Raw genomic sequence first — 18,623 nt, 5'->3', positions numbered from 1 at the left:
GAGGAAGAGGCATGAAAGTACGGGAAAAAATAAGCAGGCGGTAACTTCATAATAATGCGGGTGTAGTTTAGTGGTAAAACCTCAGCCTTCCAAGCTGATGATGAGGGTTCGATTCCCTTCACCCGCTCCATACATAGCCAACGCAGTGTTTCGTTCAACAAGAACGAGGTATTGCGTTTTTTCATTTTCATGGCTATATAAAAAATCGGGCGGCATCCGCAGATCCCACTCGATTTTTTATAGAAGTGTTTAACATCCAATGACCTTAAAGCTTCCTTCTCCCCCGTGCACTTGAGTGTACATGTTCATTAATGACTCAACCATTTTTTCGGCCATATTAGTTTCCAGAGAAGGGCGCAAATAAACAATTTGCACGGCATTTTTAGTCTGTTCCGTGACAGCTGTTCTTTCAGAGTCCACAAACGGACTGCCAAAGGGGCCTGCTATATCTTCACTGATTATTAAATTGGCAAGAGAATTGGGTCTTCCGTTTAAACCGTTATATTCTTCGCTTTCTTTGCCAAACCTGATAGTCAATGGACCTGAAAGCTTATCAGCATCATATACGCCGATTGGTATTTGATATTCCAGGGAAAAGAAGTTGTTAATATCTATGGAGCTGTTGACCGGCTGCAGGTAATTTTGTTTTTTTATTCTTCTGTACAGTGCTTCTGCAGAGTGGCGGTAACGATTTGGATCTTTGCCTGCTGTTTTGAAAATCTGTCTCCATTCATTGATTCCTTCCAGATCTGTAACACTCTTGTCCTCTAAGTCAAAATAAATGGATTCCTGAAATAACTGGAGTCGGCCCTTTACCATTTGAGGAGACTGTCCGACTTCTATATTTTTATATATAATAAATCCAATTTTAAATTGGGGAATTAACCTGCACAACTCGGGAGCAATTATAATTTCCAAGCTTTCCACCTCCAAAATTACTTTAAAATAGTTTATCATAATAAGCGGTGATTCAATAAATATTAGACTTTCAGGTACCTATCACCCGTGATGGGTGAATAAAAGGTATCTAACCAACGCTTTGACACCGTCTATTTTGACTTTCACCAAATAAAGGGCCCAAAACGAGCGCTCAGACGCACCATATATTCACTTTAGCGGAGTAAATGGTAACTAATCAGAAGTTTGACGCAGTTAATTTTCCAAAGCCGAAAAAAAGCAGTCTTACACGCATCTTATATCCCTTTTGTCCGAATAAAAGGTATCTGCCACCAACGTTAATACAGCACGTTTTCATATAAAATTTCATTTTCATACAGAAAGGAGGTTATCCAATGGACTTTACACAATTCAAGCAGGAAGTGATTGAGTACAGCAAGACAATTGGCATTGATAAAATCGGTTTTACAACAGCAGGCACTTTTGATGAAATGAAGAATAGACTGATTCGCCAGCAGGAGCTTCAATATCAGTCAGGGTTTGAAGAACCTGATATTGAGAAAAGGGTGAATCCCGGTCTGCTAATGGATAAGCCGAGATCCATTATCTCAATTGCGGTTGCTTATCCTTCCAAAATGAAGGTAAGGGTTGTCAGCAAAAGAGGTGAACGAAGGGGGATATTCTGCCGGGCTTCATGGGGAAAAGACTATCATCATATCCTTAGGGAACGTCTTCAGAAGCTTGAGGAGTTTATTCAGTCAAGAATTCCTGAGGCCATATGCAAATCCATGGTGGATACAGGAGAGCTGGTGGACCGGGCTGTAGCGCAGCGTGCCGGAATCGGCTGGAGCGGAAAAAACTGTTCCATCATCACACCGGAGTTCGGATCATATGTGTATCTCGGAGAAATGATAACAAATCTGCCTTTTGAGCCTGATATGCCATTGGAAGACAGATGCGGAAGCTGCAATAAATGTGTTGATGTCTGCCCGACTGGTGCTTTAATTCAGGGAGGTCAGCTTGATGCACAGAAATGCATCGCATTTTTAACACAGACAAAGGGCTTTCTTGCAGAGCCATATAGAGAAAAGCTGGGAAACAGGCTTTATGGGTGTGACACCTGTCAAACTGTTTGTCCTGAAAATAAAGGCAAGGATTTTCACCTGCATGATGAAATGGAGCCTGATCCGGAAGTGGCAAAGCCGCTTTTAAGGCCGCTGCTCTTTATCAGCAACCGTGATTTCAAAGAAAAGTACGGCCCGGTCTCAGGCTCCTGGAGAGGGAAAAAGCCGATCCAGCGAAATGCTATTATCGCCCTTGCTCATTACAAAGATGAGACAGCGGAAGAAGACCTGATCAAGGTTATGACAGAGGATCCGAGACCGGTGATCCGGGGTACGGCAGCTTGGGCACTCGGGAAAATAGGAGGAGAACAATCTCTTCCTGCATTAAGACAGGCATTGAAACAGGAGAAGGACGGAGAAGTCATTGCTGAAATCGAAAAAGGAATCAGCTTTTTTGAACAATGATGATGGGGGAGGAATCTCTCTCTTTTTTGTGGCTTTTTTTACCCGATGCCAGCAGAAAAACACTCTTGCGCCTGCTGAATGCGCGAAAAATTAAGCAACGTCCTCTGCTTCCTCTCATATGTATTGTATAGAGAGGAGTGAGGTGCGTGAGGGACCAGCTTCATGAGCTGTTAAAGAAAAGAGTGCAGCAGTGCGTTTCCCATTCAAGAAGTTCAATTCATACATGCCCTAAAATTGAAAAAAAGAAAGAATCTCTTTCCAGCCGCTCCGGTGAGATTGTGAAAGCACAGGCAACTGGAAAAGTGATCAATGTCGGCAGGGAGAAGGATGATGTGACTCCGGTTGAATATAAGGTTCACTTCAAATATTTGATTAAACAAAAAGGCGTCTTCTATATGGAAGAAGAGATCGAGGAGCGGACAGCCGACTTTTATAAAGGAGTATTTGTTGAAGACCGGGAGAAAAATCCTTTTAAAGATATAAAAAAAGAAGAAGTGTCTCTGGACCGGGAAATTGAAGAGGAAGAAAGATACGAGTATGAATATGACCGCATTAAGGCTGTTCAGTATGCAGAAAAGTGGTGGAACAGCTTTAATCCGGCTTATAAGAAATTTGATGTGGATTGCACCAATTATATTTCGCAGTGCCTTCATGCTGGCGGCAGCCCAATGAGGGGGTATCCCCACCGAGGAAAAGGCTGGTGGATGAGAAGCGGGAATTGGAGCTACAGCTGGACAGTTGCGAATTCAATGCGGTGGTATCTGCCAAGTTCAAAAACGGGGTTAAGGGCTCAGGAAGTCTCCAGTCCAGACCAGCTTTTAATTGGAGATGTCATTTGCTATGATTTCCAGGGAGACGGGCGATTTGACCATACAACGATCGTGACGGGCAAGGATGCATCGGGAATGCCCCTTGTCAACGCCCATACCTATAACAGCCGAATGCGCTATTGGGCGTATGAAGATTCTACAGCATATACACCCAATATAAAGTATAAATTTTTGACTATTACTGATGACCAGTAATTTGTATGGTGATTTCAAAGTGATATAATTACACATGCAGATTTAATTTAGAGGTGAAAAAATTGGGATTGCATGTAGTATTATATCAGCCGGAAATTCCGGCCAACACAGGCAATATAGCCCGCACCTGCGCGGCTACTGATACGACATTGCATATGATCAGGCCGCTCGGCTTCTCAACAGAGGATAAAAGGCTGAAGCGGGCAGGATTGGATTACTGGCAACATGTCAAAATCGTTTTTCATGATTCATTGGATGATTTCTTTAAAAGAACTGAAGACAGTGAATACTTCTATGTAACGAAGTATGGCACAAGCCCATATTCCGAATTTGACTATAGCAGCGTCGAGAAGGATTATTACTTTATTTTTGGCAAGGAAACATCCGGACTTCCAAAGGATTTAATTGAAAGAAGCAAAGAGCGCTTATTAAAGGTTCCAATTAATGATAATGTCCGTTCGCTTAACTTATCCAATACGGCTGCCATTCTTGTCTATGAAGCTCTGCGCCAGCAGGAGTACTTACATTTAAAATAGGAAAACAACACAAGGCCTGTGAGATGATCAGGTCTTTTTCTTTGGAGAAAACATTCTTCTCTGGGTAAAATGAAAAAGTACATATGGAAAGGATGAGATGTGATGAATGAAGTTACCAAATTGCTGATGGATCATCGTTCTGTCCGGAATTTTGAAGACAGGCCGCTGTCAAAAGAACAGGTTGAAACAATTGTACTTTCTGCTCAAGCTGCATCCACTTCAAGTTTTGTCCAGGCTTATTCAATTATCGGAGTGACAGATAAAGAAAAGAAAAAGAAGCTTGCTGAATTTGCGGGAAATCAGAATTATGTAGCTGAAAATGGCCATTTTTTCGTATTTTGTGCTGATCTGCATCGTCATGAAATCATCGGCCAGATGGAAAATAAAAATGTAATTCCATCAATCGAAAGCACAGAGAAGTTCATGGTGTCTGTTATTGATGCAGCATTAGCTGCGCAGAATGCTGCTATTTCGGCAGAATCGATGGGGCTTGGAATCTGTTATATTGGCGGAATAAGAAACAATCTTGAGGCAGTGGCAGAGCTTTTAAAAACACCTGATCGTGTGATTCCTTTGTTTGGAATGGCTGTTGGCTATCCTTCCAAAAAGAACGATAAAAAACCGCGGCTTCCTCTTCACCATATATATCATGAAAATGAATACAACCAGGATGAAGCATCTTACTGCGAAGAGCTGGAAGTTTATAATAAGATTATTTCCGAGTATTATGATGAGCGTACAGGCGGCAAGCGGAAGGACACGTGGACGAGTCAAATTGCCGGCATGCTAGAAAAGCAGACAAGGATGTATATGAAGGATTTTGTTCAGAGTAAAAAGATGGATTTAAGGTAGGATTAAATTGTAAATAAGAAAAAAGCTGCTGATAGGTTCAGCAGCTTATTTTTTGCTTATGCCTGGCTTGTCATCGTAACCAGCAGTGAAAATAGCAGCAAGGAAAGCAACCATTACACCGATAATAATAATTGTACCCATGTATATGTAATCCTCCTTTAGCGGTATCTCAATAGGCAAGCATGTAAATATAAGCTTATTATAGCCCAAAAATGTCTAACTGTGAATGAAAAGTATGGAGTTTTTTTTACAGCTGGATCCTGGCAGCGAAGTATTCCTAATAATTAATCCCCGTAAAAAGTACAAACCAAACTATTAATAGTTTACGCATGTTCGATTGCCGGTGCGCATAGAGTATATTAATCGTCTCTGATAATGCGACAGGGGGAGGTCCTTATGGATATTCTAAAAAAAATTGAGATGTACAGACACGAGGAAGAAAAGCTGAAATGGGAAGGGACTTTTGGGGAGTATTTAGAAATTGTTAAAGAGAAGCCTTGGGTTGCTCAGTCAGCACATTCACGGGTATATAATATGATTAAGGATGCCGGTGTCGAAGAAGTGAAGGGGCAAAAACGATATCAATTTTTCAGCAACCAGCTCTTTGGTTTAGAAGAAGCCTTGGAAAGACTCGTGGAAGAGTATTTTCATCCTGCTGCCAAACGGCTTGATGTCCGTAAAAGAATTCTTTTATTAATGGGACCTGTCAGCGGCGGTAAATCAACATTAGTGACAATGCTAAAGAGAGGTCTGGAGCAATATTCTCACTCAGAGAGGGGTGCGGTTTATGCTATTAAGGGCTGTCCGATGCATGAAGATCCGCTTCATTTGATTCCGCATCACCTCCGCAAAGACTTTTATGATGAGTATGGAATAAGAATTGAAGGAAACCTATCGCCTTTAAATAGTATGCGTCTCGAACAGGAGTATGGCGGCCGGATAGAAGATGTTCTAATTGAAAGAATCATTTTCTCGGAAGACCGCAGGGTGGGGATTGGAACCTTCAGCCCGTCAGATCCGAAATCACAGGATATTGCCGATCTGACTGGAAGCATTGATTTTTCAACTATTGCTGAATATGGTTCTGAATCAGATCCACGGGCCTATCGTTTCGATGGAGAGCTGAACAAAGCAAACCGCGGTATGATGGAATTTCAGGAAATGCTGAAGTGCGATGAGAAATTTTTATGGCATTTATTGTCACTCACTCAGGAAGGCAACTTTAAAGCCGGACGCTTCGCTCTTATTTCGGCAGATGAGCTAATTGTCGCTCATACGAATGAAACTGAGTATCGTTCATTCATTTCCAATAAAAAGAATGAAGCATTGCATTCCAGAATAATCGTCATGCCAATCCCATATAATTTAAAGGTTTCAGAGGAAGAGAAAATTTATGAAAAGATGATCCGTGAGAGCGATGTTTCCAACGTGCACATTGCACCGCATACTCTGAGAGTTGCAGCAATGTTTACGATTTTAACCCGTATGAAGGATCCGAAAAAGGGCGATATAGATTTAGTAAAGAAAATGCGTTTGTATGATGGAGAGAGCGTTGAAGGCTATAACAGAGCAGATGTGGAAGAATTGAAAAAAGAGCATGCAGATGAGGGCATGAGCGGAATTGACCCGCGGTATGTCATTAATAGGATTTCTTCTACAATTATCCGAAAAAATATTACAAGCATCAATGCGCTGGATGTACTGCGTTCACTTAAAGAAGGATTGGATCAGCATCCTTCGATTACTGCCGAACTGAAAGAAAGATACCTGAACTTTATTTCTCTGGCCAGAAAAGAGTACGATGATATTGCGAAGAAAGAAGTACAAAAGGCATTTGTTTACTCTTATGAAGAATCTGCGAAGACGCTTATGGAGAACTATCTTGATAATGTTGAAGCATACTGCAATAAAGCAAAGCTGCGCGATCCATTAACTGGTGAGGAAATCAGTCCTGATGAAAAGCTGATGCGTTCAATCGAAGAACAAATTGGAATTTCGGAGAATGCCAAGAAAGCATTCAGGGAGGAAATCCTTATCCGCATCTCAGCTTATGCAAGGAAAGGCAAACGCTTCGACTATAATTCGCATGACCGTCTGCGTGAAGCTATCCAGAAGAAGCTTTTCGCTGACCTGAAAGATGTCGTGAAGATTACAACATCATCAAAAACGCCTGATGAGCAGCAGCTGAAGAAGGTGAATGAAGTTGTTGCAAGATTAATTGACGAACATGGCTATAACTCAACATCAGCAAACGAACTGCTCCGCTATGTGGGAAGTTTGCTGAATCGATAAAAAAAGGGCCTGGCAGGAAAGCTGCCAGGCTCCTTTTTTTGATGGTCCACAGTCATGGAAAGATGGCGAAGAATTGGGAAGGCTCGAAAAAGCCCGGCCAAAATGCAGGCAGCCGGACACCAGCATAATTCGAAGGCGCATCAGCAAAGGACTGAGAGTCTGAACCCCAAATGGCCAAAGAACCAAAATAATAGATTTCTAAAATACCCAAATAAAAAAGAGGCTTCAAAAAAGCCTCTTCATCCATTTTTCTCTATTTTTAATGCTGGTTCCTTCTTTTTGTTCTGACATTCAGGACAGATTGGCTTGTTTTCAAGAAAAACGGTCCGCTCATACAAAGATAATTCACCGCACCAGCTGCAGCAAAGGATTTCGCTCATAAAATCCCCCCTTTGTATCATCCTATTTACGTTTGGCCATATTTATTCTGCAGATTCAGTATAAAGTTTGGATAAGCACAATTTCGGGTATAAATACAGCAGAGGTGATATTCATGAAAAAGAAAGAATTAGATAAGGATTATACACCGAGAAACAGCTCAATGGCCGAAAATATTGAAGAGATGGAAAACCTGGGCAAGCAGATGGAAAATTTGCGGACCAATAAAGAATTAAAAGAGGATTATAATAAATATCCGGATCCCATTCAGAATAAGGACAAAGACAAGAACCTTCGCTAATCGCGGGGGTTTATTTTTGTTTAATTAGGAATATCCCATATTAAAAAATGGGCTTGTCCAAAAGATACTACGAACGTCTTATTGTCAAAATTATTTGTAAATTATTTTGTCTTCTCGCATATGATAGAGTAATAAACACTTATTTATATTGGCTCATTAATAACAGAATGACTGCCGGAAAATGAGTCTATGAAAAGAAGGCAGACGGCTGAATTGGGGATGTTTCATCTTTTTTGACACTCGCGATATTGTATGTTGGAAAGCTGTAATGTGTGAGATTTAATTTAAAAGGAGGGGTTAACATGACGAATGTCAATAACCATCAGTTTGTGATTTCCCAAGAAGATTGGTCCCTCCATCGCAAAGGCTATGATGACCAGCAGCGTCATCAGGATAAAGTCCAGGAAGCAATCCGCAACAATTTGCCTGATTTAATAACGGAAGAAAACATTGTAATGTCGAACGGGCGTGAAGTGGTGAAGATACCGATTCGCTCATTGGATGAATACAAAATCCGTTATAACTATGATAAAAACAAACATGTCGGCCAAGGCGATGGAGATAGCCAGATTGGAGATGTAGTGGCGCGTGACGGATCCGGCAGCCAGAAAGGACCCGGAAAGGGGCAGGGGGCAGGCGACCAGGCAGGCGAGGATTATTTTGAAGCAGAAGTTTCATTGATGGAAATTGAAGAAGCTTTATTTAAACAATTGGAATTGCCTAATTTAAAGAGAAAAGAGCAGGATGAAAATATTATTGAGGATATTGAATTTAATGATATTAGAAAGACTGGATTAATGGGTAACATTGATAAGAAGAGGACCATGATGTCTGCATTCAAGCGCAATGCAATGAAGGGAAAGGCGGCATTCCACCCGATTTATAAAGAAGATTTGAAGTTTAAAACCTGGAATGAGATAATAAAACCTGATTCTAAGGCTGTCGTACTTGCAATGATGGATACGAGCGGCTCAATGGGGATCTGGGAAAAGTATATGGCCAGAAGCTTTTTCTTCTGGATGACGCGGTTCCTGAGAACCAAATATGAAACTGTCGAAATTGAATTTATTGCTCATCATACTGAAGCAAAGGTAGTTTCAGAGGAAGATTTCTTTTCCAAAGGAGAAAGCGGAGGAACGATTTGTTCATCTGCCTACCGAAAAGCGCTTGAATTGATTGATGCTAAGTATGACCCGCGCAAATACAATATTTACCCTTTCCACTTCTCAGACGGTGATAACCTGACCTCTGATAATGCACGCTGTGTCAAGCTGGTGGAAGAACTGATGAAGGTCTCCAATATGTTTGGATACGGTGAGGTCAACCAGTATAACCGCCACTCGACCCTGATGTCCGCCTATAAAAATATTAAGAATGAAGATTTCCGATATTATATTCTTAAGCAAAAAGCAGATGTATTCCATGCGATGAAGAGCTTCTTTAAAAGGGAAGAGGATAACAAGAAATATGCGTAAGAGAGGGGAAACCTCTCTTTTCGTTTCAGCAAAAAGCCCCCTTTTCAGGGGGCTATGCTATTTAAGCCTTTCCTTGGCAAGCTGCTCATCTCTATTTAATTCTGAGCTGATTTTTATCGCTGAATTAGTTGAAGTCTGAACACGATTATGATTCTCATTGACACAGCATGTACCTGCGGATTTATCTGCAAGTGTCTTGATATCCGATTCATGGACAGCCTCCCGGGCTGAAGCACTCTCCAAATATCCTTCAGAGTGTTCAGCATTGATCCTCTGATTGTCCTGAGGGGACCCAGGATATTGCCCATAATAGTCAGCGATTAAAACATATTTTCCATCAAAAACCATGCTTGCGTACTGATCCAGATCATGTTCATCAAACCGTGTACCATCTTTTTTATCAGGATCAATTCCGGAACTTGTGTCCGGGTCTTCCCCCATGAAAAGAGCTTTAACTGAATCAAGAAAACGCTGATTGCCCAGTTCCTGAGATCCGACTATTCGCAAGTTTACTCCGTAATTGTCTGCAAAGGCTTCAAGGTTTGCTCCATCCTTTGAGACGATCACAAGATTTTCCTTCTGATACCCATTTGACCCTGCGCCTTCAATGGCCTCTTTAAGCTCTTGCTGTGTATCGTATCCGCCTATTAATATATTCTTCTGCATATTTTTCACTCCCATTGTCATTTGATATTTTTTTATTTTCCCTGAATTGCAGGCGGGGAAACTTTCTTTTACTTTTGAAGGGCAGGGACCATTAATACAGCAGATGGGCCTTAATCTTTATATGGGACAAGCCGTATATATTAATAAAACGCAAAGAATACAGTATGATAAGGATATAAAAACTGAAATGTATTGCTGCTGGAGGTGGGCAGAAATGGAGATTGAGAAACTGGCTAAAAGGCTGAGGAACAGAACCCCCATCATTTTAGGGAGTGAGCGATATTCGAAATTCGCTATTTTGCTTCCGCTGGTTGAGATCAATAATGAGGTTCATGTCCTTTTTGAAGTGCGTTCATTAAAAATGAGAAGGCAGCCTGGGGAGGTATGTTTCCCCGGGGGAAGAATAGATCCGGAAGATAGGGATGAAGAGCATACGGCCATCCGTGAAACCTCTGAGGAACTCGGTGTGGATGAAGACAGCATCACAGATGTTTCCCCGCTGGATTACATGATTTCTTTTGGCCAGATTATTTACCCTTATGCAGGCATTATCCAAAACCCGGAGCAGATTGTGCCGAACCCTGATGAAGTAGAAGAGATCTTTACTGTCCCTCTTTCATTTTTAAAAAACGTAAAGCCGGAAACATATCACGTGAATTTTAAAGTAGAGCCGGAAGAAAATTTTCCTTTTGACTTGATTGCTGGAGGAGAAAATTACAATTGGCAGACAAGAAGAGCAGAAGAAGTATTTTATTATTTTCAGGATAAGGTCATCTGGGGGCTTACAGCCAGGATTCTTAAGCACTTTCTTGAAATCATAACGGATACCAGGGAAAGTGAAAGCGTTTGAAGAAAATAATTTATCAAAAAAAAGGTTGACGCAGTCCTTAAAAATGTTTATCATTCATATAAATTGAATACTTAGAAACTTCTTATCAAGAGAGGCGGAGGGACTGACCCTATGAAGCCTCGGCAACCAGCATTTATGCACGGTGCCAAATTCAGAGGAATACATTTTCCGAAGATAAGAAGGCGGAATGAACGGATAGTAAATTCAAACCCCTTCTTGTCTGTAATGGACGGAAGGGGTTTTTTGTTTTACGGCAGGCACGATAAATTGTATCCAGGGGGAATGAGAGATGTCAGTGATGACGATTGGGCTATTGGGGTTTGGAACAGTTGGAAAAGGAGTATATGAAACGATCAGCAAACATCAGGGAAGGCTACAGGCGGTGTTAGGGAAAGAAGTGAAGGTCGCAGCCATCCTTGTTAAAAATGTGAATAAGCATACTTTGCCTGATGATGAGGTGCTTTTAACAGATGACTTTCAAGATATCATTGAGCTTCCAAAGCTTGATGTCGTAATTGATGCCATTGTTGGCAGGGAACCGGGCTATACATATTTACGCCAGGCAATATCGAGAGGATGCCATGTCATTACAGCCAATAAGGAAATGTTTGCATTTCATGGAAGTGAGCTTTCGAGGCTTGCAAAAGAAAAGAATGTATCACTGGGATTTGAAGCAACTGTCGGCGGCGGAATTCCCATCATTCAGACCATCAAACAGCTGCTGAATGCCAACCGGATAGAACGAATTGAAGGAATATTAAATGGCACATCCAATTTCATTTTGACAAGTATGAGGGAGGAGAATTTATCATTTGAAGAAGCACTGAGAATAGCTCAGGAAAAAGGTTATGCAGAAGCCGATCCCAAAAATGATATCGAAGGATATGACGCCTTTTACAAAGCAGTTGTTCTAAGCGAGCTGGTATTTGGGAAAGCGCCGGCACAGGAATACTCTGTCAGAGAAGGTATTACTGATATTACGATTGAGCAAATTACTTTGGCTGATTCGCTGGGCCTGAAGTTCAAGCATGTAGCATCCATTCAGAAGGAAAAAGATTCTATCCGCTGTACAGTAAAGCCGGTCCTGACAGGAGAAGCACATCCTTTGTACAGAGTAGAAGGCGTGCAAAATGCCGTTTCCATCGATGCAGATATTGTCGGAAATATCAGCCTGCAGGGGCCAGGAGCAGGCATGTTCCCAACGGCAAGTGCAATTATTGAAGATTTAATTCATGCAGGAAAAGCCGATTTTCCTTCAGCATTTGAGGAAGCAGTATCGGAAGAGAACGTTGTTGAACAGCAGATCTGGGTTGTATTTGGTAATGTTGAGCAAACAGAGCTGCCAGAGGGAATTGAAATCATCAGCAAAGTGTCAAAAGAGGCTGTGATTGTTAAGGCATCTGCAGAAGCTGTGTCATTATTAGACAGATCTGATTGGAAGGCATATCAAGTGCTTGGAGATTATGCACATGATGCGGTGAAGCATAAGCAGGTTCAGCCGGTCTAAAAAACAGAAGGGGCAGCTTACGAGCTGCCCCTTCTGAAGTATAATTTGAGATGGTGGATACTAAGCCTGCTGTTTATTCAATAATGGATTATTTAATCCTGAATACAGGTCTTTAACATGAACTGTTACTATCTTAGCGCCAATCTGGACATGGACCATATTATCAAAAACGGCTGTTACCAGGCCGTTTAATGAAACATTTGCACCAATATTGAGATCTTTGCCGGGAGATTTAACATTTTTCTTGTTTGCCATCCGTAACACCATCCCATTCCAATTTATTGAAACTTATACATAGAATATTGCCTTTTTATAGTAAAATAAACGCTTTAATCAAAAATGTCCAGTAAAATTGCTTGTTTTTTTATCGACAAATTGTATTGAAATTAGACACTTATCTAAAAACTGTTGATGGTACATCGAACTGTCTCCATAGGAAGATGAAGAAAAGAATGGACAGCTCCCATGCTGCAGCTGGCCGCTTGAAATGCACCCAGAGGATAATAAACATAACAGCATTGAAAAGAATCGACCATTTTAAATTCCATCCATTATCATACTTTATCAATTTTAATTTGATGTCAACAATCTCATTAACCGTATAGAGAAGGACCCAGCCAGAGATATAGAGCAGTTTTTTAATAAGGTTGCCTGCAGGGAATCTATACAAATAGATTAAAATGGTGGCAGGATACTTTACAGCGATAATGGATAAACTGACATGGGTGTTTGTAAGATTCGCTTTCTCATCGATTCCCTGCGGGTCATAAGTCCACATCGGGTAGATATCTGAGAGCAGATATAAATATAAAAAGTCCCCTAATATGAAAAAAAGCATGGTGGGGTAATATATTTTCCAATTTCTCCAGTCACCCCACTTCCATAGAGCGAATATCCACAAAAAAGCATAAAGAGCATTCATTCCATTCACCTCTTCTCTGAATGTACATTTATTCCTATTATTTCCAGTCCGTGGAGAAACAATGTAATCCTTTGGTCATCAGGGTATACGGCTAAGACAAATTAAAAAAGCCGGAAAACCTCATGTGTCTGAAAAGGTTTTCCGGCAGTTGCTGTTATTTTCTGTTCCGTGAAACATAGGGACTTTCAGCACTCCAGAATCTCCAGGGATAATCCCGTGCTTCTCCGGAGTTATCAATCCCGATTCGCGGTCCCTGTTTGATTTCTCCGGGAGGGATTCCTTTAGCAATCATTAGAGGAGGGCTGGTAAAATGTCGTCCATAATCATCTATTGTAATACCGAGAGCTTTAGTTAATTTACCAGGTCCGTTGGTGAGATTTCTCAGGTCTTCCATCTTGCGTCTTTGCTTCATTAACTCAAGTCCGTCGACAGGTTCAACCCCTCTGATCAAAACAGCCTCCGGTTTTTCCTTTGGACCGCTCACCACATTAACGAGGCAATGGGTATGCATCACATAAGTATAGACAAAACCGGGTTCATTGAACATGACTTCTGTCCTTTTGGTTCGCCTGTTCCCAAAACTGTGTGCTGCTCTGTCCTCCGGGCCCATATAAGCTTCTGTCTCAACAATATAGCCCGAGGCAATTCCTTCTTCCGTTTCTTTGATCAATAAGCAGCCCAGAAGTGCTTCAGCCAGCAGAAGGGTCGGCTTTTGGTAAAAGCTTTCTGGAAGCGGGGCATATTGTATTATTTCCTTCATAGTCAATCTCTCCATTAAGTATTATTAGTGCTGCAGCTTCGTGTCCTATGTTTTTACCCTTTGCTATTTTTTCATAACCATACCTGCAGTATAATAGCAAAAGGAATAAAGAACAGGATGTGTACATGAATGAATAAAAATATCGGATTTATCGGATGCGGAAAAATGGCTCAGGCGATAATCGGGGGTATTATAAAATCTGATCTGGTGAATGCAAGGCAGATTATTGCATCAGCGAAAACGGAGAAGACGCTTGCTGACGTTAAAAGCAGATGGGATATACAAACACGTTTATCTAATAGGGAAGCAGCGGAGGAAGCAGATATCCTGTTTCTTGCAATTAAGCCTGATGCACATGCTGAGGTTATTGAGGAAATTAAAGATAGTATTCACTCCCACGCAATTATCATAACAATTGCGGCGGGCATAAGTCTTTCCTTCCTGGAAAAGTTATTTGATAGAAAAATAAAAGCAGTCCGCTCCATGCCGAATACTCCTTCTTTAGTTGGAGAAGGCATGAGTGTTCTTGCAGCGAATGAAGCATTATCTCATGAGGAGATGAAAGATGTAATCAGGATCTTTTCTTGTTTTGGAAGAGCAGCTGTTATGGAAGAAAAGAAGATGGATGCCATTCCAGCTATCAGTGGTTCTTCTCCCGCTTATGCTTATATGTTTATTGAAGCCTTGGCAGATGGCGGCGTAAAAGCAGGACTGCCCCGTGACCAGTCTTATGAGCTTGCAGCACAGGCTATATTGGGGGCAGCGAGAATGGTGCTGGAAACAGGGATGCATCCCGCGGAATTAAAGGATGAGGTTTGTACTCCGGGAGGTGCAACAATAGAAGCTGTTGCCGAACTGGAGAGAAAAGGATTCCGTGCAGCGGTGATGAGTGCAATGGATCAATGTTTTGAAAAGACAAAGGAACTATCTCTAAAAAATAATTAAACAAAAATATACTTACAACCAACCTGGCATTATATAATACTGTCGGGTTTTTGCCGCTAATTTGCGTAAAACTGGAACATCCACATCGAAATAGCATATATAATAAGAAAATTTAAATTTTAATTCCGACTTGACTCATAGGAATACATGAATTATAGTAAGTCATTATATAATATCTTTTGGGGAGGATCTGGTCCGATGAGTACAGGACTTATAATTTTAAATATCATCATTATGCTTCTGCTTTTAGGCGTATTATTTTTCATGCAAAAGAAGCATGTTTCATTTTCAAAGCGTGTGTTTACAGCGCTTGGTTTAGGAATCCTATTTGGTTTCGCGCTTCAGCTGATATATGGATCGGGTGCTGAGGTCATTGCCAAATCTGCAGACTGGTTTAATTTAGTTGGCGGAGGTTATGTCAAGTTCCTGCAAATGATCGTCATGCCGCTTGTCTTCATTTCGATTTTAGGTGCTTTTACTAAGCTTAAATTAACGAATAATATTGGAAGAATAAGTGTGCTTATTCTCGGTCTGCTGGTAGGCACGACCGCAGTTGCGGCTGCTGTCGGAATTGCAACTGCAGCAGGTTTTGACTTGGAGGCAGTCCAAATCAGCGAAGGCGATGCTGAGGCTGCCCGTGGTCAGCAGCTTGAAGAAACATATCAGGGCATTGAAGGAAGAACGTTCCCGCAGCAAATGCTTGATTTGCTTCCGGCCAATCCGTTCCTTGATTTTACTGGTGCAAGACCAACATCTACGATCTCGGTTGTTATTTTTGCAGCCTTTTTAGGAATTGCTTTTCTAGGTGTGAGAAGAAAATCACCAGAGCAGGCTGAACTCTTTGCAAAAATTGTGGATGCTTTCTACGCGATTATCATGCGTGTGGTTACGATTATATTACGATTAACACCATACGGGGTATTGGCAATTATGACGAAAACAGTTGCCATGAGTGACTTTAACTCTATTTTAAATTTAGGTAAATTTGTAATTGCTTCTTATGTGGCACTTGCCATTATGTTCCTGATTCACCTGATTCTTTTAACATTAAGCGGATTAAATCCAATCACTTATTTGAAAAAAGCATTCCCGGTTTTGACCTTTGCCTTTACGTCAAGAACAAGTGCCGGTGCATTGCCATTGAATATTAAAACGCAAAAGTCTCTAGGTGTTCCTGAAGGAATTGCTAACTTTGCAGGATCATTCGGCCTTTCCATCGGCCAAAATGGATGTGCGGGAATTTATCCGGCAATGCTGGCTGTAATGATTGCTCCAACTGTGGGTATTAACCCTCTATCACCAGGATTTATCTTTACACTCATTCTCATTGTGGCGATCAGCTCCTTTGGTGTGGCAGGGGTCGGCGGCGGTGCGACGTTCGCAGCGATCCTGGTCTTATCAGCCCTTGACCTGCCAATTGCGCTGGCAGGCTTACTGATTTCCATTGAACCGCTAATCGACATGGGACGTACAGCCCTTAATGTCAGCGGCTCCATGACTTCCGGTATCTTAACGAGCCGAATCACCGGTGAAATGGATGGAAACCTTTATAACAATATGAATGAAAAAATAGAAGCAGAAGCATAAAGAAAAATCGACAGGTGCCTGGCACCTGTCGATTTTTTTCATTTGACGCTCCTTTGAATAACTGTCAAGGATGTCATAGCACCAACAAAAGTTATGGTAATAAATGAATAAAGGAATTTTTCCATGCCGACTATTTTTAATCCGCTTAAAATGACCAGGCCATCAATTGCGAATATTAAAGCGCCAATGTTAATAGGAAGAAGCTTGGTCATCAGCTGTGCAAGAAGGTCTGTGCCCCCTGTGCTGGTTTCGTAACGGAGCATCAGGCCTATCCCAAAACCGACCAGACATCCGCCTAAAATGGCGCTGGGCAATACGGAAAGCTCAAATTGCCCCCGCAAAGCCGATAGTAAATCAATAATGAAGGATGAAATCAAAAGGCCGTGGAGGCTATAGAAGAAGTATTTCCTCTCAAAAAACCAGGCAAGTCCATATAAAGGAATGCTTAAGACAATCATGCTCAACCCAGTGGGAAGTTCATAATAATAATGGAGGATCAGCCCTATGCCGATAATGCCGCCGTCAAGTAAATGGTGGGGTACAAGGAAGCCGTTAATGCCAATGCCTAATAATAAACTTCCTATTAAAGTTACCAGTAGCTTTTCGATCATTTACCCACCTCCCTGACCTGTCCATTCTATATATATCTATAGAATATGAATGGTAAGCGATGAAATAGAAGCAGTTTAATGCAAAAAAAGCTTGTCCGGATTGGACAAGCTAATTTATAAGGTCAGTTTAGTGCGGCAGGAACGCCAGCTGATAAAAGAATAATACTGCGAATAAGTAAACAAGGGGATGAACTTCTCTCCATTTCCCTTTTACCACTTTCATAAGCGGATAAGCAATAAATCCTAGGGCGATTCCTGTTGCAATGCTGGATGTAAGAGGCATGCTTAAGATAATCAGGAATGCAGGAAATGCTTCATCCAGTTCATTCCATTTAATGTGAGAAATACTGCCCATCATCAGGCTTCCAACGATAATCAGTGCAGGTGCAGTAATGGCAGCAAGACCTGATACCGCACTGACAAGAGGCCCGAAGAAAGCTGACAGCAGGAACAAACCTGCAACAGTCAAGGTTGTTAATCCTGTTCTTCCTCCCACTGACACACCAGTAGAAGATTCGATATATGCAGAAGTCGGACTTGTACCAAACATAGCACCTACAGAAGTAGCGATGGAATCAGACAAAAGGGCCTCACGTGCTCTCGGCATCGTTTTGCCTTTCATTAATCCGGCCTGCTGGGCAACGCCGATCATCGTTCCAGTCGTATCAAAAATCGTTACAAGCAGGAAGGAGAAAACAACAGCGTATAAACTGTGCTGCATCACATCACCAATTGCTTCAAATGGATTTAAAATGATGATTCCATCGGGAAGCGAAGGCAGTGAAACAAACCCCTGGTCAAAAGAAAGCTGTCCTGTAAAGAAGGCTATAAGGGCAGTGATAATCATGCCGAAAAATAAAGCCCCATTTATCCCAAGCGTCATAAGAATTAAAGTTACTGCAAGGCCGACAAGGGCAAGAATAGATTGAGGAGAATGCAGGTCTCCCAGTGCAACAAGATTTGTTGGATGGCTTGTAATCAGCCCGGTTAACCGCAAGCCGATAAAGGCAATAAATAAACCGATTCCCGCAGTAATTCCGTGCTTTAAGTTATCCGGTATTGCTATGATCAGCTTTTCCCGGAAAGGGGTAAGTGACAATATAATGAAGATAATACCGGCAATAAATACAGCCGAGAATGCGGTCATGTAATCAATATTTCCATGAGTGCCGACAACAGAGTAGGCAAAATAGGCGTTCAGGCCCATTCCCGGGGCGATGGCAATTGGATAATTGGCGAATAGCGCCATCCATAGAGTACCTATGACAGTCGCAATTATGGTTGCGGAAAAGACTTGCTCAAAAGGTACACCTGCATCAGATAAAATAACAGGGTTTACCACCACAATATAAACCATAGTTAAGAACGTTGTGATGCCTGCCAAGACCTCGGTCTTAACGTTTGTTTGATTTTCTTTTAATTTGAACATAAAAAGTCCCCCATAAACTATAACTTCTTTCAGGTTATATGTGTTAATGATAAATACGAAC

At 41.5% G+C, this 18,623-nt stretch carries 19 protein-coding genes, 1 tRNA gene and 1 riboswitch; of the genes, 12 read left to right on the top strand and 8 right to left on the bottom strand.

The genetic code is table 11. The features are described from left to right. The first annotated feature begins 56 nt into the window (after positions 1-56). Positions 57-130: transfer RNA gene (locus NSQ49_RS06830), tRNA-Gly, on the top strand. Positions 131-249: 119 nt separating this feature from the next. On the opposite strand, the gene NSQ49_RS06825 is transcribed toward NSQ49_RS06830, so the two are convergent. Beyond that, positions 250-918: a B3/B4 domain-containing protein gene (locus tag NSQ49_RS06825; RefSeq protein ID WP_251284766.1), complete on the bottom strand. Its 669-nt coding sequence runs from the start codon at positions 916-918 to the stop codon at positions 250-252. A 374-nt stretch (positions 919-1,292) separates the two neighbouring features. Here NSQ49_RS06825 and queG point away from each other — a divergent pair, with 374 nt between their 5' ends. From queG to NSQ49_RS06800, 5 genes are all read left to right on the top strand, one after another. Next, positions 1,293-2,426 (top strand): tRNA epoxyqueuosine(34) reductase QueG, encoded by a 1,134-nt coding sequence (gene queG / locus NSQ49_RS06820; protein ID WP_159871528.1) that lies wholly within the window; start codon positions 1,293-1,295, stop codon positions 2,424-2,426. 146 nt (positions 2,427-2,572) lie between these two features. Then, positions 2,573-3,451: an amidase domain-containing protein gene (locus NSQ49_RS06815; protein WP_251284767.1), complete on the top strand. Its 879-nt coding sequence runs from the start codon at positions 2,573-2,575 to the stop codon at positions 3,449-3,451. A 62-nt stretch (positions 3,452-3,513) separates the two neighbouring features. After that, complete coding sequence (gene trmL, locus NSQ49_RS06810; protein ID WP_251284768.1) at positions 3,514-3,987, top strand: tRNA (uridine(34)/cytosine(34)/5-carboxymethylaminomethyluridine(34)-2'-O)-methyltransferase TrmL; 474 nt, start codon at positions 3,514-3,516, stop codon at positions 3,985-3,987. 102 nt (positions 3,988-4,089) lie between these two features. Next, a complete protein-coding gene (gene nfsA / locus NSQ49_RS06805; RefSeq protein ID WP_251284769.1) occupies positions 4,090-4,839 on the top strand; it encodes an oxygen-insensitive NADPH nitroreductase in 750 nt (249 codons plus the stop codon). A gap of 396 nt (positions 4,840-5,235) precedes the next feature. Beyond that, the gene (locus NSQ49_RS06800) at positions 5,236-7,131 is read left to right on the top strand and encodes a PrkA family serine protein kinase (protein ID WP_251284770.1); all 1,896 of its coding nucleotides are present in this window, start codon (positions 5,236-5,238) and stop codon (positions 7,129-7,131) included. Between the two features lie 239 nt (positions 7,132-7,370). Here the strand turns inward: NSQ49_RS06800 and NSQ49_RS06795 are convergent, their stop codons facing one another. Then, on the bottom strand, positions 7,371-7,511 hold the full coding sequence (locus tag NSQ49_RS06795; RefSeq protein WP_159871798.1) for a hypothetical protein: 141 nt from the start codon (positions 7,509-7,511) through the stop codon (positions 7,371-7,373). A 113-nt stretch (positions 7,512-7,624) separates the two neighbouring features. Here NSQ49_RS06795 and NSQ49_RS06790 point away from each other — a divergent pair, with 113 nt between their 5' ends. Continuing rightward, positions 7,625-7,810, top strand: coding sequence for a hypothetical protein (locus NSQ49_RS06790; RefSeq protein ID WP_159871795.1), 186 nt, complete (start codon positions 7,625-7,627; stop codon positions 7,808-7,810). A 302-nt stretch (positions 7,811-8,112) separates the two neighbouring features. Beyond that, complete coding sequence (gene yhbH / locus NSQ49_RS06785) at positions 8,113-9,285, top strand: sporulation protein YhbH (RefSeq protein ID WP_159871792.1); 1,173 nt, start codon at positions 8,113-8,115, stop codon at positions 9,283-9,285. Between the two features lie 57 nt (positions 9,286-9,342). Here the strand turns inward: yhbH and NSQ49_RS06780 are convergent, their stop codons facing one another. Then, complete coding sequence (locus NSQ49_RS06780) at positions 9,343-9,951, bottom strand: general stress protein (RefSeq protein WP_251284772.1); 609 nt, start codon at positions 9,949-9,951, stop codon at positions 9,343-9,345. Between the two features lie 214 nt (positions 9,952-10,165). Here NSQ49_RS06780 and NSQ49_RS06775 point away from each other — a divergent pair, with 214 nt between their 5' ends. Both NSQ49_RS06775 and NSQ49_RS06770 read left to right on the top strand, forming a co-directional pair. Continuing rightward, positions 10,166-10,801 carry an NUDIX hydrolase gene (locus tag NSQ49_RS06775; RefSeq protein WP_159871786.1) on the top strand — a complete coding sequence of 212 codons (636 nt, stop codon included), beginning with the start codon at positions 10,166-10,168 and terminating at the stop codon, positions 10,799-10,801. 79 nt (positions 10,802-10,880) lie between these two features. Continuing rightward, positions 10,881-10,982: riboswitch (SAM riboswitch) on the top strand. A 108-nt stretch (positions 10,983-11,090) separates the two neighbouring features. Next, positions 11,091-12,308: a homoserine dehydrogenase gene (locus NSQ49_RS06770; protein WP_251284773.1), complete on the top strand. Its 1,218-nt coding sequence runs from the start codon at positions 11,091-11,093 to the stop codon at positions 12,306-12,308. 60 nt (positions 12,309-12,368) lie between these two features. On the opposite strand, the gene NSQ49_RS06765 is transcribed toward NSQ49_RS06770, so the two are convergent. The 3 genes from NSQ49_RS06765 to NSQ49_RS06755 all read right to left on the bottom strand — a co-directional run bounded on the left by NSQ49_RS06765 (position 12,369) and on the right by NSQ49_RS06755 (position 13,990). Beyond that, entirely contained in the window at positions 12,369-12,563 is a 195-nt protein-coding gene (locus NSQ49_RS06765; RefSeq protein WP_159871780.1) for a hypothetical protein, read from the bottom strand. 139 nt (positions 12,564-12,702) lie between these two features. Continuing rightward, complete coding sequence (locus NSQ49_RS06760; RefSeq protein WP_251284774.1) at positions 12,703-13,230, bottom strand: CBO0543 family protein; 528 nt, start codon at positions 13,228-13,230, stop codon at positions 12,703-12,705. Positions 13,231-13,384: 154 nt separating this feature from the next. Further along, positions 13,385-13,990: a DNA-3-methyladenine glycosylase gene (locus tag NSQ49_RS06755; RefSeq protein WP_159871774.1), complete on the bottom strand. Its 606-nt coding sequence runs from the start codon at positions 13,988-13,990 to the stop codon at positions 13,385-13,387. 129 nt (positions 13,991-14,119) lie between these two features. Between NSQ49_RS06755 and proC the strand changes: the two genes are divergently transcribed. Together proC and NSQ49_RS06745 are read left to right on the top strand one after the other, a co-directional pair. After that, complete coding sequence (gene proC, locus NSQ49_RS06750; RefSeq protein WP_251284775.1) at positions 14,120-14,935, top strand: pyrroline-5-carboxylate reductase; 816 nt, start codon at positions 14,120-14,122, stop codon at positions 14,933-14,935. Positions 14,936-15,133: 198 nt separating this feature from the next. Then, entirely contained in the window at positions 15,134-16,522 is a 1,389-nt protein-coding gene (locus NSQ49_RS06745; protein ID WP_159871768.1) for an L-cystine transporter, read from the top strand. A gap of 38 nt (positions 16,523-16,560) precedes the next feature. Here the strand turns inward: NSQ49_RS06745 and NSQ49_RS06740 are convergent, their stop codons facing one another. After that, positions 16,561-17,133: a YitT family protein gene (locus tag NSQ49_RS06740; RefSeq protein WP_251284776.1), complete on the bottom strand. Its 573-nt coding sequence runs from the start codon at positions 17,131-17,133 to the stop codon at positions 16,561-16,563. 127 nt (positions 17,134-17,260) lie between these two features. Beyond that, positions 17,261-18,562, bottom strand: coding sequence for an NCS2 family permease (locus NSQ49_RS06735; protein WP_159871762.1), 1,302 nt, complete (start codon positions 18,560-18,562; stop codon positions 17,261-17,263). Positions 18,563-18,623 lie beyond the last annotated feature (61 nt).

Origin of the sequence: Cytobacillus sp. FSL R5-0377 (genome assembly GCF_038004385.1) — a bacterium.
GTDB lineage: Bacteria > Bacillota > Bacilli > Bacillales > Cytobacillaceae > Cytobacillus.
The sequence above is the reverse complement of the archived record's forward strand: the minus strand, read 5'-3'. Positions and strand labels throughout refer to the sequence as shown.

Excerpts from the sequence above, each read along its gene's own strand:
- NSQ49_RS06800 (WP_251284770.1), top strand. The coding sequence starts at position 5,236 with ATGGATATTCTAAAAAAAATTGAGATGTACAGACACGAGGAAGAAAAG.
- NSQ49_RS06755 (WP_159871774.1), bottom strand. The coding sequence starts at position 13,990 with ATGAAGGAAATAATACAATATGCCCCGCTTCCAGAAAGCTTTTACCAA.
- NSQ49_RS06745 (WP_159871768.1), top strand. The coding sequence starts at position 15,134 with ATGAGTACAGGACTTATAATTTTAAATATCATCATTATGCTTCTGCTT.
- queG (WP_159871528.1), top strand. The coding sequence starts at position 1,293 with ATGGACTTTACACAATTCAAGCAGGAAGTGATTGAGTACAGCAAGACA.
- NSQ49_RS06775 (WP_159871786.1), top strand. The coding sequence starts at position 10,166 with ATGGAGATTGAGAAACTGGCTAAAAGGCTGAGGAACAGAACCCCCATC.
- NSQ49_RS06790 (WP_159871795.1), top strand. The coding sequence starts at position 7,625 with ATGAAAAAGAAAGAATTAGATAAGGATTATACACCGAGAAACAGCTCA.
- NSQ49_RS06760 (WP_251284774.1), bottom strand. The coding sequence starts at position 13,230 with ATGAATGCTCTTTATGCTTTTTTGTGGATATTCGCTCTATGGAAGTGG.
- NSQ49_RS06795 (WP_159871798.1), bottom strand. The coding sequence starts at position 7,511 with ATGAGCGAAATCCTTTGCTGCAGCTGGTGCGGTGAATTATCTTTGTAT.
- NSQ49_RS06765 (WP_159871780.1), bottom strand. The coding sequence starts at position 12,563 with ATGGCAAACAAGAAAAATGTTAAATCTCCCGGCAAAGATCTCAATATT.
- proC (WP_251284775.1), top strand. The coding sequence starts at position 14,120 with ATGAATAAAAATATCGGATTTATCGGATGCGGAAAAATGGCTCAGGCG.
- yhbH (WP_159871792.1), top strand. The coding sequence starts at position 8,113 with ATGACGAATGTCAATAACCATCAGTTTGTGATTTCCCAAGAAGATTGG.
- NSQ49_RS06735 (WP_159871762.1), bottom strand. The coding sequence starts at position 18,562 with ATGTTCAAATTAAAAGAAAATCAAACAAACGTTAAGACCGAGGTCTTG.
- NSQ49_RS06740 (WP_251284776.1), bottom strand. The coding sequence starts at position 17,133 with ATGATCGAAAAGCTACTGGTAACTTTAATAGGAAGTTTATTATTAGGC.
- nfsA (WP_251284769.1), top strand. The coding sequence starts at position 4,090 with ATGAATGAAGTTACCAAATTGCTGATGGATCATCGTTCTGTCCGGAAT.
- NSQ49_RS06780 (WP_251284772.1), bottom strand. The coding sequence starts at position 9,951 with ATGCAGAAGAATATATTAATAGGCGGATACGATACACAGCAAGAGCTT.
- NSQ49_RS06770 (WP_251284773.1), top strand. The coding sequence starts at position 11,091 with ATGTCAGTGATGACGATTGGGCTATTGGGGTTTGGAACAGTTGGAAAA.